16 protein-coding genes and 1 pseudogene are annotated in these 20,803 nt (G+C 64.4%); 8 read left to right on the forward strand and 9 right to left on the reverse strand.

Annotated features, from left to right (window positions below):
* Positions 1–111: 111 nt before the first annotated feature.
* The 3 genes from ACSKB9_RS37675 to ACSKB9_RS37685 all read right to left on the reverse strand — a co-directional run bounded on the left by ACSKB9_RS37675 (position 112) and on the right by ACSKB9_RS37685 (position 3,067).
* Entirely contained in the window at positions 112–1,386 is a 1,275-nt protein-coding gene (locus tag ACSKB9_RS37675; RefSeq protein WP_076827195.1) for an acyl-CoA dehydrogenase family protein, read from the reverse strand.
* A 175-nt stretch (positions 1,387–1,561) separates the two neighbouring features.
* On the reverse strand, positions 1,562–1,939 hold the full coding sequence (locus ACSKB9_RS37680; protein ID WP_057015741.1) for a VOC family protein: 378 nt from the start codon (positions 1,937–1,939) through the stop codon (positions 1,562–1,564).
* Between the two features lie 345 nt (positions 1,940–2,284).
* Entirely contained in the window at positions 2,285–3,067 is a 783-nt protein-coding gene (locus ACSKB9_RS37685; RefSeq protein WP_016845858.1) for an SDR family NAD(P)-dependent oxidoreductase, read from the reverse strand.
* Positions 3,068–3,218: 151 nt separating this feature from the next.
* Between ACSKB9_RS37685 and ACSKB9_RS37690 the strand changes: the two genes are divergently transcribed.
* From ACSKB9_RS37690 to ACSKB9_RS37700, 3 genes and pseudogenes are all read left to right on the forward strand, one after another.
* Positions 3,219–4,010 (forward strand): enoyl-CoA hydratase/isomerase, encoded by a 792-nt coding sequence (locus tag ACSKB9_RS37690; protein ID WP_018270541.1) that lies wholly within the window; start codon positions 3,219–3,221, stop codon positions 4,008–4,010.
* Positions 4,007–4,988: pseudogene (locus tag ACSKB9_RS37695) on the forward strand (phosphotransferase family protein). Before ACSKB9_RS37690 ends, ACSKB9_RS37695 begins: the two are co-directional and overlap by 4 nt.
* Positions 4,989–5,048: 60 nt before the next feature.
* Positions 5,049–5,432 carry a DUF6285 domain-containing protein gene (locus ACSKB9_RS37700; protein WP_438079476.1) on the forward strand — a complete coding sequence of 128 codons (384 nt, stop codon included), beginning with the start codon at positions 5,049–5,051 and terminating at the stop codon, positions 5,430–5,432.
* 182 nt (positions 5,433–5,614) lie between these two features.
* Here the strand turns inward: ACSKB9_RS37700 and ACSKB9_RS37705 are convergent, their stop codons facing one another.
* On the reverse strand, positions 5,615–6,394 hold the full coding sequence (locus ACSKB9_RS37705; protein ID WP_438079477.1) for an enoyl-CoA hydratase-related protein: 780 nt from the start codon (positions 6,392–6,394) through the stop codon (positions 5,615–5,617).
* A gap of 220 nt (positions 6,395–6,614) precedes the next feature.
* On the opposite strand from ACSKB9_RS37705, the gene ACSKB9_RS37710 reads away from it, so the two are divergent.
* Both ACSKB9_RS37710 and ACSKB9_RS37715 read left to right on the forward strand, forming a co-directional pair.
* Entirely contained in the window at positions 6,615–7,889 is a 1,275-nt protein-coding gene (locus ACSKB9_RS37710; RefSeq protein WP_038388013.1) for an acyl-CoA dehydrogenase family protein, read from the forward strand.
* 15 nt (positions 7,890–7,904) lie between these two features.
* The gene (locus tag ACSKB9_RS37715; protein WP_438079478.1) at positions 7,905–8,384 is read left to right on the forward strand and encodes a GFA family protein; all 480 of its coding nucleotides are present in this window, start codon (positions 7,905–7,907) and stop codon (positions 8,382–8,384) included.
* Between the two features lie 47 nt (positions 8,385–8,431).
* Here ACSKB9_RS37715 and ACSKB9_RS37720 read toward each other — a convergent pair whose 3' ends face one another.
* The 3 genes from ACSKB9_RS37720 to ACSKB9_RS37730 all read right to left on the reverse strand — a co-directional run bounded on the left by ACSKB9_RS37720 (position 8,432) and on the right by ACSKB9_RS37730 (position 12,723).
* The gene (locus ACSKB9_RS37720; RefSeq protein ID WP_438076344.1) at positions 8,432–9,649 is read right to left on the reverse strand and encodes an IS4 family transposase; all 1,218 of its coding nucleotides are present in this window, start codon (positions 9,647–9,649) and stop codon (positions 8,432–8,434) included.
* Positions 9,650–10,025: 376 nt separating this feature from the next.
* Complete coding sequence (locus ACSKB9_RS37725) at positions 10,026–11,606, reverse strand: fatty acid--CoA ligase (RefSeq protein WP_438079479.1); 1,581 nt, start codon at positions 11,604–11,606, stop codon at positions 10,026–10,028.
* A gap of 241 nt (positions 11,607–11,847) precedes the next feature.
* Positions 11,848–12,723 (reverse strand): SDR family oxidoreductase, encoded by an 876-nt coding sequence (locus tag ACSKB9_RS37730; protein ID WP_438079480.1) that lies wholly within the window; start codon positions 12,721–12,723, stop codon positions 11,848–11,850.
* A gap of 100 nt (positions 12,724–12,823) precedes the next feature.
* Between ACSKB9_RS37730 and ACSKB9_RS37735 the strand changes: the two genes are divergently transcribed.
* The 3 genes from ACSKB9_RS37735 (at position 12,824) to ppc (ending at position 18,405) form a co-directional block, all read left to right on the forward strand.
* Positions 12,824–13,636, forward strand: a complete 813-nt coding sequence (locus ACSKB9_RS37735) for a crotonase/enoyl-CoA hydratase family protein (protein ID WP_438079481.1) — start codon at positions 12,824–12,826, stop codon at positions 13,634–13,636.
* Positions 13,637–13,773: 137 nt separating this feature from the next.
* Complete coding sequence (locus tag ACSKB9_RS37740) at positions 13,774–15,318, forward strand: acyl-CoA synthetase (RefSeq protein ID WP_438079482.1); 1,545 nt, start codon at positions 13,774–13,776, stop codon at positions 15,316–15,318.
* Positions 15,319–15,597: 279 nt separating this feature from the next.
* Positions 15,598–18,405 carry a phosphoenolpyruvate carboxylase gene (ppc, locus tag ACSKB9_RS37745; protein ID WP_438080567.1) on the forward strand — a complete coding sequence of 936 codons (2,808 nt, stop codon included), beginning with the start codon at positions 15,598–15,600 and terminating at the stop codon, positions 18,403–18,405.
* Positions 18,406–18,540: 135 nt separating this feature from the next.
* Here ppc and ACSKB9_RS37750 read toward each other — a convergent pair whose 3' ends face one another.
* A complete protein-coding gene (locus ACSKB9_RS37750; RefSeq protein WP_438079483.1) occupies positions 18,541–19,653 on the reverse strand; it encodes an SMP-30/gluconolactonase/LRE family protein in 1,113 nt (370 codons plus the stop codon).
* A gap of 190 nt (positions 19,654–19,843) precedes the next feature.
* Complete coding sequence (locus tag ACSKB9_RS37755; RefSeq protein WP_438079484.1) at positions 19,844–20,758, reverse strand: SDR family oxidoreductase; 915 nt, start codon at positions 20,756–20,758, stop codon at positions 19,844–19,846.
* Positions 20,759–20,803 lie beyond the last annotated feature (45 nt).

A 20,803-nucleotide genomic window follows, 5' to 3' on the forward strand; every position in this document is an offset into this window, starting at 1 on the left:
TGAAATCCGGGTGAGGGGGACTCTCCGCGAATCCCGTCTCTCACCGACTTCCCGGAGACTCCCCCTCATCCCAACCTTCTCCCCGCACGCGGGGAGAAGGGGAAGACAAGACTACGGCATGCTCAGTTCGTGGCGGCCGACCACCATCCAGTGCACCTCGTCCGGACCATCGGCGAAGCGGAGATGGCGGACGTCCTGGTACATTTCGCCGAGCGGCGACCACTGCGAGATGCCGGTGGCGCCATGCATCTGGATCGCCTGGTCGATCACCTTGCAGGCGCGCTCGGGCACCATGGCCTTGACCATCGAGACCCAGACGCGGGCTTCCTTGTTGCCGAGCACGTCCATCGCCTTGGCCGCCTTCAGCACCATCAGCCGCATAGCCTCGATTTCGCAACGAGCCTGGGCGATGATCTGCATGTTGCCGCCGAGATGGGCGATCTTCTTGCCGAACGCTTCGCGGGTCAGGCCACGCTGCACCATCATGTCGAGCGCCTTCTCGGCCTTGCCGATGGTGCGCATGCAGTGATGGATGCGGCCCGGTCCGAGGCGGACCTGCGAGATCTCGAAGCCGCGGCCTTCGCCGAGCAGCATGTTTTCCTTCGGCACCTTGCAATTGTTGAAGCGCAGATGCATGTGGCCGCGCGGCGCGTGGTCGTGGCCGAACACGTGCATGGGCCCGAGGATCTCGACGCCGGGGGTGTCGATCGGCACCAGGATCTGCGACTGTTGCTTGCTCGGCGCGGCGTCGGGATTGGTCTTCACCATCACGATCATGATCTTGCAGCGCGGATCGCCGGCGCCGGAGATGTAATACTTCTCGCCGTTGATCACCCACTCGTCGCCGACGAGCTTTGCGGTGGTCGAGATGTTCTTGGCGTCGGAGGAGGCGACGTTCGGCTCGGTCATCGCATAGGCCGAGCGGATCTCGCCATTGAGCAGCGGCTTCAGCCACTTCTCCTTCTGCGCCTTGGTGCCGACGCGCTCCAGCACCTCCATGTTGCCGGTGTCGGGCGCCGAGCAGTTCATGGTCTCGGAGGCCAGCGGGCTCTTCCCGAGCTCGGCGGCGATGTAGGCGTAGTCGAGGTTGTTGAGGCCTTCGCCGGTTTCTGCATCGGGCAGGAAGAAGTTCCAGAGGCCGACTTCCTTGGCCTTGTCCTTGGCCTTCTGCAGGATCGCGAGCTGCTCGTCCGTGAAGCTCCAGCGGTTGGTCTTCTTCTCGCCGGCGCGATAGAACTCGACCGACATCGGGTCGACCGTGTCGCGGATGAACTGCTTCACATGGTCGTAGAGCGGGCGGACCTTGTCCGACATGCGCAGGTCATTGAGCTCGTCGCCTGGACTGAGCGTGTAGTTCGTGGTGCGCGGCACATAGGCATGTTTCACTGTCTTTTCTCCCTCGCGAAGGCGCGTTTCGCGGCGGACAATAGACGCGTGCGACGCGAAGCGCGAGTACCGATTTTCCGATCACCTCTACCGCATCGCGGAATTTCGCGACGGCGTTTCAAACGTTGTTTGAACGCCGCCGCGTACAGCGTGAAAAGAGTCCGGCGGACGCCGGTTAGCTCATCCGATGCATCGCGCAGATCTTGTTGCCGTCGAGGTCGCGCAGATAGGCGAGATAGAGCTTCACGCCAGAACCTTCCCGTACGCCCGGCGGGTCCTCGCAAGGCTTGCCGCCATTGGCGACGCCGGCCGCGTGCCAGGCATGGACCTGCTCTGGCGAAGAGCAGGCAAAGCCGATCGTGCCGCCATTGGCATGCGTCGCCGGTTCGCCGTTGATCGGCTTGGACACCATGAAAATGCCGGCCTTGGTGAGGTACATGATGCGGTGACCGTCAACCCGGGCCGGCCGGACATCAAGCGTGCCAAGCAGCGCATCATAAAATGCCTTGGCCTTGTCGAGATCGTTGGTGCCAACCATCACGTGTGAAAACATCTGAAATATCCTCCCTGCTTGTTAAAAGCCGCCTCATTGCGTCCCTTGCGGCCCAAACGCTAGCAGCAGTTTTGCCACGACGGAAGCGACGCTGCGTCGCGCGTTGTTCTATCCGTCACTCTCCGGCCGTCATTCCACGTCACGCAACTGCGCCGCGAGGGTGCGGATGTATGACTCAACCGCGCGCCACATATTCAGCGTCGTCCCGTTGAAGGCCGGGACCCATAACCACCGATGTCATTTGTGGTGCGATGCTGGTACGACGAGTCCCGTTCACAACATCCGCCGCGGCGTATGGGTCCCGGCCTTCGCCGGGACGACGGCGTTGATGCGGCAAGAGCCGGGCTAGAACGCCGTGTACCCGCCGTCGATCACAAAGCAATCCGCCGTATGATAGGACGACGCCTTGCTCATGATGTAGACGGCGATGCCGCCGAAATCGCTTGGCTCGCCGAAGCGGCGCAGGGGGATGCGCGGCATCACATTGGCGACGAACTTGTCGTTGGCCATGATGCCGGCGGTCATGTCGCTCTTGATCCAGCCCGGCAAGATCGCGTTCGCGGTGACGCCGTGGCGCGCGAGTTCGACGCCGAGCGCACGGCACAGCGCATTCAGCGCCGCCTTGGTGCCGGCATAGTGCTCGTTGCGCGCGGTGCCGAACAGCGAGGCGAGGCTCGAGGTCGCGACCAGCCGGCCGAACTTGTCGCCGGCCTCGGCGCGGTCGGTCATGTGGCGTGCCGCAGCCTGGAATACGTGAAACACGCCGTCGAGATTGGTCGCGAACATCTTGCGCCATTCCTCCTCGGTGCGGTCGATGAAGGCTCTACGTCCGCCGCCGCCGATGCCGGCGTTGGCGAAGCAGCCGTCGACGCGGCCGAAGGTGTCCAGCGTCGCCTTCATCGCGGTCTTGACCGAGCCGGGATCGCTGACGTCGCAGAATTGCGTCGCGACCTTGCCTGGGCCGGCCTTCATCGAGGCCGCGGCGTTGGCATTTTTTTCCGCGTTGCGGCCCCAGATCGAGACGTTGCAGCCGGCGGCGTTCAGCGCCTGCGCGATGCCGAGGCCGATGCCGCCATTGCCGCCGGTGATGACAGCGACGCGGCCGGTGAGATCGAAGATGCCACTCATTGGGGTTTCCATTTGGTTTGGTGCGCGCTAATCACGCGTTCACGGATGGGCTTGCCGCCGACCATGGACAAGCCCGGCACAAAAATCAAATATGGGTCGAAGCATCGACCTACCGCGGTACCCGCCGCCGAAACAAGGTGAAGAGGAAACCATGCAGTTCAAACACGTCACGCTCGACTTCGACGGATCGGTCGCGATCCTGAGGCTCGACCACCAGGAAGTCATGAACGCGGTCTCGATCGACATGCTGGGCGGGCTTGCCGAGGCGCTCGATGCGATCGACGACAAGCGCGACGAGGTGCGCTGCCTGGTGATCACGGGCGCGGGCCGTGCCTTCTGCACCGGCGCCAATCTGCAGGGCCGCAACCAGCAGAAGCCCGGCAAGAGCAATGCCGGCGCGGCGCTGGAGACCGCGTTCCATCCGTTCCTGCGCCGATTGCGTAAGCTGCACTGTCCGATCGTGACGGCGGTGAACGGCCCGGCCGCCGGCGCCGGCATGAGCTTCGCCCTGATGGGCGACCTCATCCTGTGCGCGCGCTCGTCCTATTTCCTGCAGGCGTTCCGCCGCATCGGCCTGGTGCCGGATTGCGGCTCGACCTGGCTGTTGCCGCGGCTGATCGGCAAGGCGCGCTCGGTCGAGCTGTCGCTGCTCGGCGAGCGGCTGCCGGCCGAGAAGGCGCTGGAGTGGGGTCTCGTCAACCGCGTCTATGACGACGCCGCGCTGATGGAAGAAACCATGAAGCTCGCGCACGATCTCGCCAACGGCCCGACGGTGGCGTTGTCGCTGATCCGCAAGCTCTATTGGGACAGCCCGGAAAATACCCTCGAGGATCAGCTCAATCTGGAATTCGAGTCGCAGCGCCTTGCCGGCAGCGCCGAGGATTTCAAGGAAGGTGTCACCGCCTTCCTCGAGAAGCGGCCGGCGAAGTTCAAGGGCAAATGATCGAGACCGAACTCACCCGCTGCGTCGCCTCGTTTCATCCGGGCGCGACCGGCGTCACCGGCGCCGCAAAGCTCTCCGGCGGCGCCAGCCAGGAGACCTGGACGTTCGACATCGTGCATCCGAACGGCACTGTCGGCGCGATCCTGCGCCGCGCGCCGCCGGGCTACGGTGCCGCGCCGGGCCGCGCCGCCGGCCTCGATGCCGAGGCGACGCTGATGCAGCTCGCGCATGACGCCGGCCTGCCGTCGCCGAAGGTGATGCATGTCCTGAGGCCGGAGGACGGCCTTGGCCGCGGCTTCATCATGGCGCGGGTCGAAGGCGAGACCATCGCGCGGAAAATTTTGCGCGACGAGGAATTCGCTGGCGCGCGGCCGATTCTCGCCCGCCAGCTCGGCCGCGTCATCGCCGGCATCCATGGCTTGCCGCAGGCCAAACTGCCGAAGCTGCGCAGCCTGACCGCGACCAGGGAGATCGAGGATCTCTCGCGAGTATCACAGCTTCAACTGGCCGCGGCCGGTGTTCGAGCTGGCGCTGCGCTGGCTGCGCGATCACGATCCCGGTCCGTCGTCGGAGACGACTCTGGTGCATGGCGATTTCCGCCACGGCAATCTGATCATCGGTCACGACGGGGTGCGCGCGGTGCTCGACTGGGAGCTCGCGCATACCGGCGATCCGATGGAGGATCTCGGATGGATCTGCGTCAACTCATGGCGCTTCGGCGAGATCGACAAGCCGGTCGGCGGTTTCGGCACGCGCGAAGATTTGTTCGCGGGCTATGAAGAAGCCGGCCGCAAGGCCGACCCCGAGCGCGTGATGTTCTGGGAAGTGATGGGCACGCTGCGCTGGGGCGTGATGTGTTGCGGCATGATGCAGCGCTTCCGAAGCGGCCCGGATCACTCGATGGAGCGCGCCATGATAGGGCGGCGCGCGTCGGAAACCGAGATCGATCTGCTGCGGTTGCTGGCGCCGCGCGCATGATTCCGAAACCTGGAGACCGGTTTTCGGAACCGATCATGCGCCAGAAAGAGAGCAAGTGACATGCAGGACGAACCGACACCCACCGAACTGATCAAGGCCGTCGCCGATTTCCTGCGCAGCGAGATCGCGCCCGCGATCAAGGGGCACAACGGCTTCAAGCTGCGTGTCGGCATCAACGCGCTCGATCTGGTGACGCGGCAGCTCGCGCTCGCCGAGGCCGGCGATGCGACCGAGGCCGCGCGGCTGAAGCAATTGCTGGGCGCCGACGGGACGCTGATGGAGCTGAACCGCGTGCTGTCGGAGAAGATCGCAGGCGGCGAGGTCGATCTGAAAACGCCGGGGCTATCGGAGCATCTCTGGCAGACCACGCTGGACAAGCTCGCCGTCGACCAGCCGAACTACGCGTCCTACAAGCGGGAACTGGAGACCAAGCAGGACGGGTAGCGCGCAGCGAAACCCATCACGACACGCGGGCAAGCGTCGATGGGTTTCGCTGCGCTCTACCCATCCTACGTCGTCATGACAGGATCGCCGTCATTCCGGGATGGTGCGTCAGCACCAGCCCCGGAATCTCGAGATTCCGGGTTCGATGCTTCGCATCGCCCCGGAATGACAGAAGGGACGTGTCACCGCCCCAGCCACTTCGGCGGGCGCTTCTCCGAAAACGCCTTCGGTCCCTCGATGTAATCCTGCGAGGCGGCCATCGCCTTCACCGCCGGATACTCGCGCTGCTCGGCCAGCGCTTGCTCCAGCGACACTTCAAGGCCCTTCTGGATCGCCTGCTTGGAGGCGCGGATCGACATCGGCGAGTTCTTGGTGATGGTCTCGGCCCAGCGCTCGGCGGCTGCCAGCGCCTCGCCCTGCGGCACCACCTCGTTGACGAAGCCGAGCTCGAGGCCTTCCTTGGCGCTGACATGGCGCGCGGTCAGGATCATGCCCATGGCGCGCTTCAGCCCGATCTGGCGCGGCAGCCGGTGCAGGCCGCCGGCCAGCGCTGCGAGGCCGACGCGCGGCTCGGGCAGGGCGAAGGTCGCATTCTCGGAAGCGATGATCAGGTCGCATGCCAATGCGATCTCGAAGCCGCCGCCCATCGCGACGCCGTTGACGGCGGCGATGATCGGCTTGTCGCAGTCGAAGCGGGTGGTGAGGCCGGCGAAGCCGCCCTTGTCCCAGCCGCGCTTGCCGCCGGCGGCCTGCCATTTCAGATCGTTGCCGGCGCAGAACGCCTTGTCGCCGGCGCCGGTGACGACCGCGACCCACTGCTCGGGATCGGCGGAGAACTCGTCGAACACCTTGTTGAGCTCGAAATGCGCGTCGATATGCAGCGCGTTGTAGACCTCGGGCCGCGACAGCGTCACGATGGTGATGGGACCCTTGCGCGTCACCTTGGAGAATTTCAGATCCATGTTTGCTCCCGTCGATTTTCTGCGGCGAAGAATATTGCTGATATCCTAGCGCCTGCGCGTCGTTCCGTGCCATCCAATTACGCAAGGCGACCGCGCGTGCAAGCCTCGCTCGCCTGCTTGACTTGGCGACAGGCTTCTCACCTTAATCAATCCGAACGCGGATGCGCGACAGCGTCTAGACGCAAAATCAGAATCGACAATATTTCCGGGAGAGACCGCCTTGGATTTCAACTTGCCGGCTGACCTGACAGCCTATCTCGCCGAGCTCGATCGCTTCATCGAACGCGAGATCAAGCCGCTGGAAGAGGCTGACGACAACATCCGCTTCTTCGACCATCGCCGTGAATGGGCGCGCACCGATTTCGACAAGGGCGGCCTGCCGCGCCATGAATGGGAGCTCTTGCTGCGCAAGGCCAAGAACCTGGCCGATGCCGCCGGCCATCTGCGCTTCGCGATCCCGAAGCGCTATGGCGGCAAGGACGGCTCCAACCTGTGGATGGCCGTGATCCGCGAACATTTTGCCTCAAAGGGTCTCGGTTTGCACAACGACCTGCAGAACGAACACTCGATCGTCGGCAATCTGCCGATCGTGACCATGCTCGACCGCTACGGAACCGACGAGCAGAAGGCGATGATCGACGGCTCGATCACCGGCAAGTACCGCATCACGTTCGGTCTGACCGAGCCCGAGCACGGCTCGGACGCCACCCATATGGAAACCAAAGCGGTTCAGGCCACGCGCGACAACGTCAAGGGCTGGATCATCAACGGCGAGAAGATGTGGACGACAGGCATGCATGTCGCCACGCACTGCGCGCTGTTTGCCCGCACCTCGGGCAATGACGGCGACGCGCGCGGCATCAGCTGCTTCCTGGTGCCGGCGAAATCGGCGGGGGTGAAGGTCGAAGAGTATATGTGGACCTTCAACATGCCGACCGACCATCCGCGGGTCAGCTTCACCGATGTGTTCGTGCCGGAGGATGCGCAGTTCGGCGAGGTCGGCCGCGGCCTGTCGCTGGCGCAATGCTTCGTGCACGAGAACCGCATCCGCCAGGCGGCGAGCTCGCTCGGCGCTGCGGTGTACTGCATCAATGAGAGCGTGAAATATGCTCGCGAGCGCAAGCCGTTCGGCAAGGCGCTGGCCGAGAACCAGGCGATCCAGTGGCCGCTGGTCGAGCTTGCGACCCAGGCCGAGATGTTGCGGCTGTTGATCCGCAAGACCGCCTGGGAGATGGATCAACTGACCCAGGCCCAGGTCGAGCACACGCTGTCCGACCGGGTCTCGATGTGCAACTTCTGGGCAAACCGTCTGTGCTGCGAGGCCGCCGACCGCGCGATGCAGGTGCATGGCGGCATGGGCTATTCGCGCCACAAGCCGTTCGAGCACATCTACCGCCATCACCGCCGCTATCGCATCACCGAAGGCAGCGAGGAAATCCAGAAGCGCAAGGTGGCCGGCTTCCTGTTCGGCTACATGGGAGCCGGCAAGCACTAACGCAGAGGAGGCGGCATGAGCATGGAAGGTGGATGCACCTGCAGAAACGTCCGCTACCGCCTGACCGGCAGGCCGCTGATCGTGCACGCCTGCCACTGCACCTGGTGCCAGCGCGAGACCGGCACCGTGCACGCGCTCAACGCGTTGTACAAGGCCGAGCGGGTTGAGCACATCGCGGCCGAGCCCGAGATCGTCGACACGCCCTCGGCGAGCGGCAAGGGGCAGAAGATCGCGCGCTGCCCCATCTGCAAGGTCGCGGTGTGGAGCAACTATCCGGGCGCAGGACCGGCAGTTCGCTTCGTCCGCGTCGGCACGCTGGACGATCCGAGCCAGTGCCCGCCGGATGCGCACATCTTCACTTCGTCGAAGCAGCCCTGGGTGACGTTCCCGCCGGGCGCGAAAGTGTTCGCCGAGTATTACGATCGGAAAGAGGTCTGGCCGAAAGAGGCGCAGGAGCGGTGGCGCGTCTTGCGGGAGAGGACGGGGAAGAAGTGAAGTGCGACACTCCCTCCACCGTCGTCCCTGCGAAAGCACTAGTGCATCTACACGTTTGTCGGGCCATTTGCGAGGATTTGGAAGCGGGCCATTCCGGTGTGGAAGGTGATTGGTCCAGGTGGACGGTGGGAGGCGTAGCCGGTCCATCCGCCGAGTTTTGCGATGATCCATGCCGCCCAAGCAAGAGTGTTGGGGCGATGGTGGTTTTTCTGAAGCTCGGTGCGACCTTTCATGGTTTTGTTGATGGCCCTGAGCGTCTCGATCTCTTCTGCGGTGAAGACAAATTCAGCCGGCAATTCTTCGCCACTGTTGCGGGCCTGAACGAGTTGAATGACGATACATGCCGCTCTGGTGGCGACCGCCACGAGCTTGATCAGGCCTTCGGCGCTCTCGATCTGACTATCCTCGATGCGCAAACCCTGGCTCTTCAGCGAGCGAAAGAGTTGCTCAATGATCCAGCGCTGGCGGTACCAGGAGACGATCTGCCAGGCGTCTTTAACGGTGGCGACCGGATGAGTGGTCAGGAGCAGCCAGCGAATGGGCTCCGCACCTCTCGGCGGATGCAACTCGACCACTTCTACGAAGCTGAGTTTGATGCCCTCCGCCAAGTCGGTGACGCCGGGCCTCTGCGGCCGCTTGAGCACGACGGTTCCGAAGCGCATCGAGAGATGGGCCTGCCGGCCGCGCCGATCCATTCGCTGCGGCAGATCGATCACCGCGTTGTCGCAGAAGCGGCTCCGCTCGACCGCCTGATAAAGTGTGTCGCCATCGACCAGCGCATGGTCGTGCATGGCACGCGACAGAAGATGGACATTCTCAGCTGGCGTCAGCGCCCAGTGAGCAAAGAAATCCCCCTCGCGGTCGTTGACGACGGTGATCATGCGGGCATCTGCCAGGACGTCGCGGCCTTGCTCGGCGGCCGTCACCCAGCGCGCCAACTCCTTGTCGGCCAAGGCGCGCCGCTCATGCGGGATTTTTACCTTGCCTTTGCGCGTCCAAACGTTGCCGCCAGTAAGGCCAAGACAGACCCCGCTGTCGGCATCCACCGCCATCATCGCATGCAACAGCACGCCGCGAGCATTGCCCTTGCCGACTTTGCCCAGCCCGCGCCGCCGTCCCGCCTGGGTCTGGAACTTGACCTCGCTCGTATCCTGGATCGCCAGCACATGACGCCCGCTGACCGCAGTCCGCGTCTGCGCGCTCCAGCCCTCAATCAATTTATCGATCGTGACTTGGGGGTTGTTCACAAACCGCCAGAACGCCATATTGGCAGCCCAATCGCCCCGGGCCATCTGGCGCAAGCAGACGCTGCGCGTGCAAAGCATAGCCCGGAGAAGCGTCGCCCCCTTTTGTCGAGACGAACGTCCCCGAACTCACCCAAAGACAAATCCGGCTGCATCGCTGGCGCTCCTTCGAATCAAAGCGCCGGTGAGAGAATCATACAACATGCTGCAGAGACGCCACTTCTTGCTGCACCGAGTTGAATCTGTCGCGCCCCAAAACCGTGTAGACACGCTAGTGCGAAAGCAGGGACCCATAACCACAGTCGGCTATTGGTTGAACGAGATGTGGCCCCAGCGTCGACAGACAATGAACAACGATGGTTATGGGTCCCGGCCTTCGCCGGGACGACAGCGAGGGCTAATTCACCTGCCGGTCCTTGCCCGCCCAATACGGTTCACGCAGGCTCCGCCGCAAAATCTTGCCCGACGGGTTGCGCGGCAGCGCCGGGATGAAGTCGACCGATTTCGGCGTCTTGTAGCCGGCGATCCGCTCGCGCGTGAAGTTGATGATGTCGGCCGCGGTCGCGGCTTTTCCCGGCTTCATCACCACCACCGCCTTCACCGCTTCACCCCATTTGTCGTCGGGAATGCCGATCACAGCGGCCTCCGCCACGTCGGGGTGGTCGCACAGCGCGCTCTCGACCTCGGCTGGATAGATGTTCTCGCCGCCGGAGATGATCATGTCCTTGATGCGGTCGTGGATGTAGAGGTAGCCGTCCTTGTCCATGTAGCCGGCATCGCCGGTGCGCAGCCAGCCGTCGCTGTCGATGGTGCGCGCGGTGGCCTCGGGCAAATTCCAGTAGCCGGCCATATTGGAGCCGGAACGGGTGGCGATCTCGCCGACTTCGCCCGGCGGCAGCGCCTTGCCGTCCGGATCGAGGATCGCAAGCTCGATACCGGGCAACGCCTTGCCGGCCGAGCGCATGCGGTCGAGCCCTTCGATATGGTCTTCCGGCGGCAGCGCGACGATGGTGCCGGTGGTCTCGGTCATGCCGTACATCTGCACGAAGCCGCATTTGAAGACCTCGATGCACTCCTTCAGCAGCGCCGCCGGAATCGGTGAGGCGCCATAGAGCATGTATTTCAGGCGGGAGAAGTCGACCTGCCGCGCGCGCGGCTGCCGCACCACGAACTGCATCGCCGCCGGCACCATGAACAGCTTTGTGATGCCGGACTGCTCGAAGAAGTCGAGCACCTTGGTCGGGTCGAACTCGCGCGCGATTACACCGCGGGCGCCGTGATAGAGGCCCATCACGCCCCAGCCGGAGCCGCCGATGTGGAAGATCGGCATCGCGACCAGCGAGACGTCGTCGGTGGTCCAGCGGTTCCACTCCGGCTTCTCGGCCTCGTTGCCGCTTTGCACGAGGTTGAGGAAATTGGCGTGTGACAGCATCGCGCCTTTCGGCTTGCCCGTCGTGCCCGAGGTGTAGAGCTGGATCGCGATGTCCTTCGGCTCGATCGCAACGCGCGGGTCGTCGCCGCCCTGCGCATCGCGCCAGGCGACGAAGTCGGGCCATTCCGGCGCGCCGCCCTCGGTCGTGATGATGGTGCGAACGCTCGGCAGCTTGTCGCGGATGTTGCGCGCCTGCGTGATGAATTCGGGGCCGACGAACAGGACGGGGGCCTTGCAGTCGTCGACGATGAAGGCGGCTTCGGGGCCTGCAAGGCGCCAGTTCACCGGCGCCATCACCACACCGGCCTTCATCGCGCCCATCAACAGCTCGAAATAGAAGTCACTGTTCTTGCCGAGATAGGCGATGCGCTCACCCTTCTCGACGCCCATCGCGATCAGCGCGTTGGCGACGCGGTTGGTCTTGATGTCGAACTCGGCGAAGCTGGTTTGCCGTCCCTCGAATTCATAGGCCAGCGCATCGCCGCGGCTCTTGGCGCGCTCGCGCACCATGTCGGCAAGATTGGTTAGTTTCTGCGCGTCGGACATGTTCCCCCGTGACGTCTTGTTTTGGTTGCAGGGAGTGTGGCGGCATCGCGCGGGAAAAACAATACGGAGGAATTGGCCGCGCTGTTTCAACATCGTCGTCCCGGCGAAGGCCGGGACCCATAACCACGAATCTGTATGTGGCGCGACGCTGGGGCCACAGCGAGCTCAACAACGCGCAGCGGTGGTTCGGGTCCCTGCTTTCGCAGGGACGACAGTGGTGATTGAGGAGCAAGCGCGGGCCTCAGCCCCGCGCCGCGCGGTCCTTCTCGTTCTGGGCCTTGATCGACTCGCGCGCCTTGGTCCAGTCGTCGTCGCTCCAGTCGCGCAGCTGGTAGAAATTGCCGCCCATCGCGAGCGCCTGCGCGCCGTCCATGGCGATGGTCTCGCCGTTGATCCAGTCGCAGCCGCCGGAAATCAGGAACACCGCGAGGTTCTGCAACTCCTCCATGGTGCCGACGCGGCCCATCGGGTTCATCGCCTTGGTGCGCGCGCCGGCCTCGTCGCCGGGCTTGATGCGCTTGCTCATGCCTTCGGTCGGGATCTCGCCAGGTGCGATGGTGTTGAGGCGGATTCCGTGACGGCCCCATTCGATCGCCAGCGACATGGTCATGGCGTGGATCGCCGACTTGCTCATCGCCGACGGCACCACGTAAGGCGAGCCGTTGCGCACCCAGGTCACGGTGATCGACACCACGTTGCCGCGATGGCCGCCGGCGATCCAGCGCCGGCCCACCGCGTGCGTCACGTAGAAGGTGCCGTGCATCACGATGTTGGCGACCGCATCGAAGCCGCGCGGCGACAATTCTTCCGAACGCGAGATGAAATTGCCGGCGGCGTTGTTGATGAGATCGGTGAGCGGGCCGCAGGTGGTCCAGATCGCCTCGATCATCTCGTCGACCGCCATGGCGTTGCGGATATCGACACCGTGGCTGACCACGCGCCCGCCATACTCGGCCATCAGCTCGGTGGCGGTTTCGTCGCAGACGCTCTTGCGGCGGCCGCAGATATGCACCTCCGCCCCGAGCTGCAGGAACCGCGAGGCCATGGACTTGCCGAGACCGGTGCCACCACCGGTTACCAGTATGCGCCGCCCGGCAAGAAGCTGATCAGAGAACATCGTTCCCTCCACGGGGGTTGTCAGTTAATTGGTCGATTGACTAAAAGCGGACAACGGCCTTTCTGTAAAGCGCCAACAAGGAACAGCGGAGGAGATTTCAATGGAAGATCGCGTTTCGATATCGATTTCGGACGGTATCGCCGATGTCCGCCTGGTGCGGGCGGACAAGATGAACGCGCTCGACGCCGCGATGTTCGAGGCATTGGTCGCCGCAACCGACCGGCTTTCCAGGGAAAAAGCCGTTCGGGTGGTGGTGCTGTCCGGCGAGGGCCGGGCGTTCTGCGCCGGGCTCGACATGGGCCGTTTCGCCGCCATGAAGGACGGCGGTAACGGAGTGCCGGGCGGCGAGAAGCGCGATCTCACCATCCGCACCCACGGCAAGGCCAATTTCCCGCAGCAGGCGGTGTGGGGCTGGCGCCAGCTTCCGGTGCCGGTGATCGCAGCGGTTCACGGTGTCGCGTTCGGCGGCGGCTTCCAGCTCGCGCTCGGCGCCGACATGCGCTTCCTCTCGCAGGATGCACGGATGTCGATCATGGAAATCAAATGGGGTCTTGTGCCCGACATGGCGGGCACGCCGATTCTGGCGAGCCTCGTGCGCGACGACATCCTGCGCGAGCTCACCTATACCGGGCGCATCTTCTCGGCGCAGGAGGCCCGAAGTTACGGCCTTGCCACCCGCGTCTGCGACGACCCGCGCGCCGCGGCGCTCGAGGTCGCCCGCGAGATCGCCGGCAAGAGTCCGGATGCGATCCGTGCCGCCAAGCGCATGCTCAACAATCTGTCGGTCGACCCGGCGGCCCCGCTGCTCGCGGAATCGGTCGAGCAGCAGAAATTGCTCGGCAGCCCGAACCAGACCGAATCCGTGCGCGCCAATCTGGAGAAGCGCGCGCCAAGGTTTGCGGATGCGGGGTAACGACCGCAGTCATTCCGGGGGATGCGCAAGCATCGAACCATGGTGTGCAATTGCGCACCGGAGAATCTCGAGATTCCGGGTTCGCGCTCTGCGCGCCCCGGAATGACATTAACCCGACGAAAGATCGGACAACGACAATGGAAACGTCCCAGCCCTTCCTCGGCATCGTCAGCGGCGGTCGCCGGCGCGATCACGCTGCAGTGGCCGAGCGCGCCGACCGTATTGCCAGCGGCCTCAACGAGCTCGGCGTCAAGCCGGGCGACAGCGTCTGCATGCTGATGCGCAACGACATCGCCTTCATCGAGGCTGCCTATGCCGCGATGCGGCTCGGCGCCTATGGCGTGCCGATCAACTGGCACTTCAAGCCGGAGGAGATCAACTACGTGCTGACGGATTCCGACACGCGCGTCCTGATCGGTCATGCCGACATGCTGCATCCGCTGCGCGGCGCGATCCCGCCCGGCGTCATCGTGCTCAGCGTGCCGACGCCACCGGAAATCCTCGCCAACTACAAGATCAATCCCGATCATCTGGCGACACCGGATTTCGCGATCGATTTCGAAGCCTGGCTGGCGCAGTTCCCGCGCTATGACGGCCCGGTGGTGCCGCAGCCGCAGAACATGATCTACACCTCGGGCACCACAGGCCATCCCAAGGGCGTGCGCCGCTTCGCGCCGACGCCGGAGCAGACCGCCAATGCGGAAGCAATGCGCGCGATGATCTACGGCCTGAAGCCCGGTGCACGCGCGATCCTGCCCGGACCGCTCTACCATTCCGCGCCGAATTCCTTCGGCTTGCGCTCGGGCAAGCTCGGCGGCGCGCTGGTGCTGATGCCGCGCTTCGACGCGGAGGAGTTTCTGCAGCTGATCGCGCGCGAGCGGATCGACACCATCTTCATGGTGCCGACGATGTTCATCCGCCTGATGAAGCTGCCAGAGGAGGTGCGCCGGAAGTACGACATGTCGTCGCTGCGCCATATCATCCATGCCGCCGCGCCCTGTCCGCCCGATGTCAAGCGCGCCATGATCGAATGGTGGGGGCCGGTGATCTACGAGTTCTACGGCTCGACCGAGTCAGGCGCGGTGACCTTCGCCAATTCCGAGGACGCGCTGAAGAAGCCCGGCACGGTCGGAAAGATCTCGCCCGGTGCCGAGCTTCGCTTCATCGGCGACGACGGCAAGGAGGTGCCGCAGGGCCAGATAGGCGAGATCTATTCGCGGATCAAGGGCAATCCCGATTTCACCTATCACAACAAGGCCGAGAAGCGCGCCGAGATCGACCGGCAGGGATTCATCACCTCGGGCGACGTCGGCTATATCGATGCCGACGGCTACGTCTTCATCTGCGATCGCAAGCGCGACATGGTGATCTCGGGCGGCGTCAACATCTATCCGGCCGAGATCGAGGCGGTGCTGCATGCCGTCCCCGGCGTGCACGACTGCGCGGTGTTCGGCATTCCCGATGCCGAGTTCGGCGAGGCGCTGATGGCGGTGGTCGAGCCGCAGCCCGGCGTCGTGCTCGACATCGCCTCCGTCCGCGCCCAGCTGAAGACCGCGCTCGCCGATTACAAGGTGCCCAAGCACATCGAGATCCAGACCAGCCTGCCGCGCGAGGATTCCGGAAAAATCTTCAAGCGCCGGCTGCGCGATCCCTATTGGGAGCGGGCGGGGCGGAGGATCTAGCCCGTCGTCCCGGGCAAGCCAACGGGTCGGCGCGAAGCGCCGCCTGATGACAGGCTCCGCGCGACCCGGGACCCATAACCACCAATCTCCGTGTTGCGCGCTGCAGTGGCCCCAGCTTGCTTTGACCGCAGCCGCCGGTGGTGATGGGTCCCAGCTTTCGCCGGGACGACATTGGTGTGTGCACCGCCACCAAGTTCATCTTGCGCTGCGGCAAAAAAAGCGCACACTCGGGAGGAGCCGGGCAGCCTCCGGAGTAGCCGAGCCATGTCTCCCCAGGTAATGCCTCCCCAGACCATGCCGCCCGAGACGGAAATCCGCGCCAAACGTGCCGCAGAGGCCAGCCTTCTGGAAGCGACTGCGCAGGAGGAGGATGCGCGGCTCCGGAACGACATCCGCCTGCTGGGGCGCGTTCTCGGCGACACCGTGCGCGACCAAGAAGGGGCCGATGCATTCGACCTGGTCGAGCGCATCCGCCAGACCTCGGTTCGCTTCCATCGCGACGAGGACAAGCTGGCGCGGCGGGAGCTGGAGAGCATCCTCGACGGCATGTCGATTGCCGAGACGCTGCGGATCGTCCGCGCCTTCAGCTATTTCTCCCACCTCGCCAACATCGCCGAGGACCAGAACAACATCCGCCAGATGCGCAGCCGCGGCCCGAGCGGGGCGCCGCGGCCGAGCACGCTGGAACAGACGCTGGTGCATGCCCGTCAGGCCGGCATCAGCCCGGCCGATTTGCGCAGCTTCTTCAAGAGTGCACTGGTCAGCCCGGTATTGACCGCGCATCCGACCGAGGTCCGCCGCAAGAGCACGATGGACCGCGAGATGGAGATCGCCGATCTGCTCGACCGCCGCGAGCGGCTGCAGATGACGCCGGACGAGAGCGAGGCCAGCGACGAGCAGCTTCGCCGCGCCGTGGTGACGCTGTGGCAGACCAATCTGCTGCGCCGGACCAAATTGACCGTCCTCGACGAGGTCGCCAACGGCCTGTCGTTCTACGACTACACCTTCCTGCAGGAGGTGCCGCGGCTGCATTGCGCGCTGGAGGACCGCCTGAACAAGGAGGGCGGCGAGGCCGGCGAACTCGCTTCCTTCCTCAGGATGGGAAGCTGGATCGGCGGCGATCGCGACGGCAATCCCTTCGTCACCGCGGAGGTGATGCGCGGCACGCTGCACCTGCAGTCGAGCCAGGCGCTCAACTTCTACCTCGAGGAGCTGCATGCGCTTGGCGCCGAATTGTCGCTGGCGGCGCATCTCGCCGACGTCTCGGACGAGCTGCGGAGCCTCGCCGAGCGTTCGCCCGACACCTCACCGCATCGCAGCGGCGAGCCGTATCGTCTGGCCGTATCGGGCATCTATGCGAGACTTGCGGCGACAGCCTCCCGGCTCGAGGTCGAGACCACGCGGCCGCCGGTCGGCAAGGCCGAGCCCTATGCGCGCGCCAGGGAATTCCAGGCCGATCTCGACGTGCTCAACCGCTCGCTGATTGCGAACAATTCCAGCGTGATCGCGCGCGGCCGGCTGCGGCTGTTGCGGCGGGCGGTGGATTGCTTCGGCTTCCATCTGGCGCGACTCGACATCCGCCAGAACTCGGCGGTGCACGAGCGCACCATCGCCGAACTGTTCGACACCGCCAATCCGGGGATGTCCTATCTGGCGCTCGGCGAGGACGCCCGCGTCAGCCTGCTGCTCGGCGAGCTGCGCAATGCGCGGCCGCTGGCCTCGCCCTTCGTGAAATATTCCGAGGAGACCCAGAGCGAGCTCGCCGTGTTCCGAGCCGCGGCCGAGGCGCACGCCAGGTTCGGGCCGGAGGTGATCTCCCAATGCATCATCTCGATGTGCCAGGGCATGTCCGACATGCTTGAGGTCGCGGTGTTGCTGAAGGAGGTCGGGCTCGTCAACCCGTCCGGCCGCAGCGCCGTCAACATCGTGCCGCTGTTCGAAACCATCGAGGATCTGCAGGCCTCCAGCGGCATCATGGACCGCATGCTGGTGCTGCACGACTATCGCAAGCTGGTCGACAGTCTCGGCAGCGTGCAGGAGGTGATGCTCGGCTATTCCGACAGCAACAAGGATGGCGGCTTCGTCACCTCGGGTTGGGAGCTCTACAAGGCAGAGATCGGCCTCGTCGAGGTGTTCGAGCGCCACGGCGTGCGGCTGCGCCTGTTCCACGGCCGCGGCGGTTCGGTCGGCCGCGGCGGCGGCCCGAGCTATGACGCGATCATCGCGCAGCCCGGCGGCGCCGTGAACGGCCAGATACGCATCACGGAGCAGGGCGAGATCATCTCGTCGAAATATTCCAATGCCGAGGTCGGCCGCAGCAATCTGGAAATCCTCGCCGCGGCGACGCTGGAAACCAGTCTGCTGCAGCCTCGGCAGAGCGCGCCGCGCCCCGAATATCTCAAGGCGATGGAGGAGATTTCCGCGCTCGCCTTCAAGGCCTATCGCGGCCTCGTCTATGAGACCGAAGGCTTCGCCGATTATTTCTGGGGCTCGACCGTCATCAACGAGATCGCGACGCTGAACATCGGCAGCCGCCCGGCCTCGCGCAAGAAGACCCGCGAGATCGAGGACCTGCGCGCCATTCCGTGGGTGTTCTCCTGGGCGCAATGCCGGCTGATGCTGCCGGGATGGTATGGTTTCGGCAGCGCGGTCGAGAGCTGGATATCAGAGCATCCGGAGCAGGGCATGGCGTTCCTGCAGGAGCTCTATCGGGAATGGCCGTTCTTCCGCACGCTGCTCTCCAACATGGATATGGTGCTGGCGAAGAGCTCGATCGCGATCGCCTCGCGCTATGCCGAGCTGGTGCCTGACGTCGCGTTGCGCGAGAAGATTTTCGGCCAGATCCGCCGCGAATGGCACCTGTCGATCGAGACGCTGCTCGACATCATGGGGCACGACCGGCTGCTGCAGGGCAATCCGCTGCTGGAGCGCGGCATCCGCAACCGCTTCCCTTACATGGATCCGCTCAATCACGTGCAGGTGGAATTGCTGAAGGAGTATCGCGCGCAGAACCCGGACGAGCAGGTGCTGCGCGGGATTCAGATCACGATCAACGGGATTTCGGCGGGGCTGAGGAATAGCGGCTAGCTACGCTGTCGTCCCGGCGAAGGCCGGGACCCATAACCACGACCGGGAGTGTCGTGAACGATGTGGGCCCCAGCTTTCTTCAACAACCAACTGCAGTGGTAATGGGTCCCGGCCTTCGCCGGGACGACGGTTAGATCAACAGTTGTGCGCGCCCTTCGTCTCGACATAGACCGCGTAGAGCGACTGGCTTGCCGTCATGAACAGGCGGTTGCGCTTCTTGCCGCCGAAGGTGAGGTTGGCGCAGGTCTCCGGCAGCAGGATCTGGCCGATCCGCTGGCCGTCGGGCGCAAACACCTGCACGCCGTCGTAGCCCGGTCCGACCCAGCCGGCGCCGACCCAGATATTGCCGTCGACGTCGACACGCAGGCCGTCCGGGAAGCCTGACTTGCCGTCCAGCGTCATGTCGATCAGCGTGCGCGGGTTGGAGAGCTTGTCGCCGTTGAGGTCGTACTGCCAGACGATGTTCTTGGCATTCGGGTAATGCGTGGTGCCGGTGTCGCAGACATAGACCTTCTTGTAGTCGTGGCTGAAGGCGATGCCGTTCGGCTTGAACGGCTCGTCCGCGACCTTGGTGATCTGGCCGGTCGCAGCATCGATGCGATACACGGCTTCCTTCTGGTAGGGCTGCTTCGATCCCGTGTTGGCCAGTTGGCCCTCATAGATCGAGATCGCGCCGTAGCCGGGATCGGTGAACCAGATCGACTTGTCGTTGGGATGCACGACCATGTCGTTCGGCCCGTTGAGCTGCTTGCCATTGGCCTGCTCCGCCAAGGGCGTGACGGTTCCGTCGTGCTCGTAGCGCACCAGCCGGGTGCGCTCGGCGGTGATCTGGCGGCCCTCGAAATCGAAGGTCGAGCCGTTGGCCTCGTTTGACGGCTTGTGGAATTGCTCGGAGATGTGGCCGTCATCGTCGAGATAGCGCAACTGCCGGTTGGCCGGGATATCGCTCCAGACCAGATACTGGCCCTGCGCGTTCCAGGCCGGGCCTTCCGCCCACAGGCAGCCGGTGTAGAGCCGCTTGATCGCGGTGTTGCCGACCTTGGCCTTGAAGCGCTTGTCGTCGATCACGACGACGTCTGGATCGGGATAGCGCTGCGGCTCCGCGTTGGGGCCGAAGTCGCGCGCTGCGGCACCGGATGCGGCCATCGCGGTTGCAGCAAGCGCGGTTGCGCCGCGCAAGATTGTCCGACGGTCGAACGCCTTCGCACCGTCGCCCTCGTGTTTCTGAATGTTGCTTGGATTTGTCACGAAAGTCCTCCCAGGCTTTTTTGTTATCGGGAGGACGATCATACCCCCGCAATTCTGGCACAATGCGGGCACGCCATGATGAAACAACCAAAGAGTGTGTCGCCTCCGCCTAGCGCGCGATTGCGCGCGGAGTTCGCGGAGGCGACGATTTCACAAAACTGTCAGATCAGATCGGAGGATCAAATCGGGTTCAGATCAGATCCCAGGTGAAGACGTCGGCCGAGCGGTCGAGCTTGGCGAACGATCCCTTCAGCGCCGGCATGCCGTGTTCGGCAATGGTCTCGGGCGTCCAGCCTTCGCCGCGATGCACCGAGCGCACCGGACGATGCTGGCCGAACAGGAAGATCTCGTTCATGCGCACGCCGAAGATCTGTCCGGTGACGTCCTTGGCCGCGTCCGACAGCAGATAGGCGCAGACCGGCGCGATCTTCTCCGGCCCCATCTGCTTGATCTTCTCGACGCGCGCCTTCTCGGCGTCGGTCTCGGTCGGGATGGTGCCGATCATGCGGGTCCAGGCGAACGGCGACACGCAGTTCGAGCGCACGTTGAAGCGGCCCATGTCGAGCGCAATCGATTTCGACAGGCCGACGATGCCGAGCTTGGCGGCGGCGTAGTTGGCCTGGCCGTAATTGCCGATCAGGCCGGAGGTCGAGGTGAAGTGCACGAAGGAGCCCGACTCCTGCTCGCGATAGATCCGCGCCGCGGCGTGGCTGACATAGAACGAGCCCATCAGATGCACCTTGATGACGGCCTCGAACGCTTCCACGCTCATCTTGTGGAAGATCATGTCGCGCAGGATGCCGGCATTGTTGACGACGCCGTCGAGCCGGCCGAAATGATCGGTCGCGGTCTTCACGATCTTGCTGGCGGGGATGGCTTCCGCCACCGACTCGAAATTGGCGACCGCGGTGCCGCCGCGCTTCTTGATCTCCTCGACCACCTCCTCGGCGGGCGCGGCACTCGTGCCGGCGCCATCGGCGGCGCCGCCGGGATCGTTGACCACGACCTTGGCGCCTTCCGCCGCGCAGAGCAGCGCGATTTCGCGGCCGATGCCGCGCCCCGCGCCGGTGACGATGATGACTTTATCCTGCAGTGATTTTGCCATGTCGGTTCTCCTGGTTTGCTCTCCGTCATTCCGGGATGGTGCGAA

It is taken from the genome of Bradyrhizobium sp. BR 1433 (assembly GCF_051547665.1).
Classification (GTDB): Bacteria; Pseudomonadota; Alphaproteobacteria; order Rhizobiales; family Xanthobacteraceae; genus Bradyrhizobium; species Bradyrhizobium australafricanum.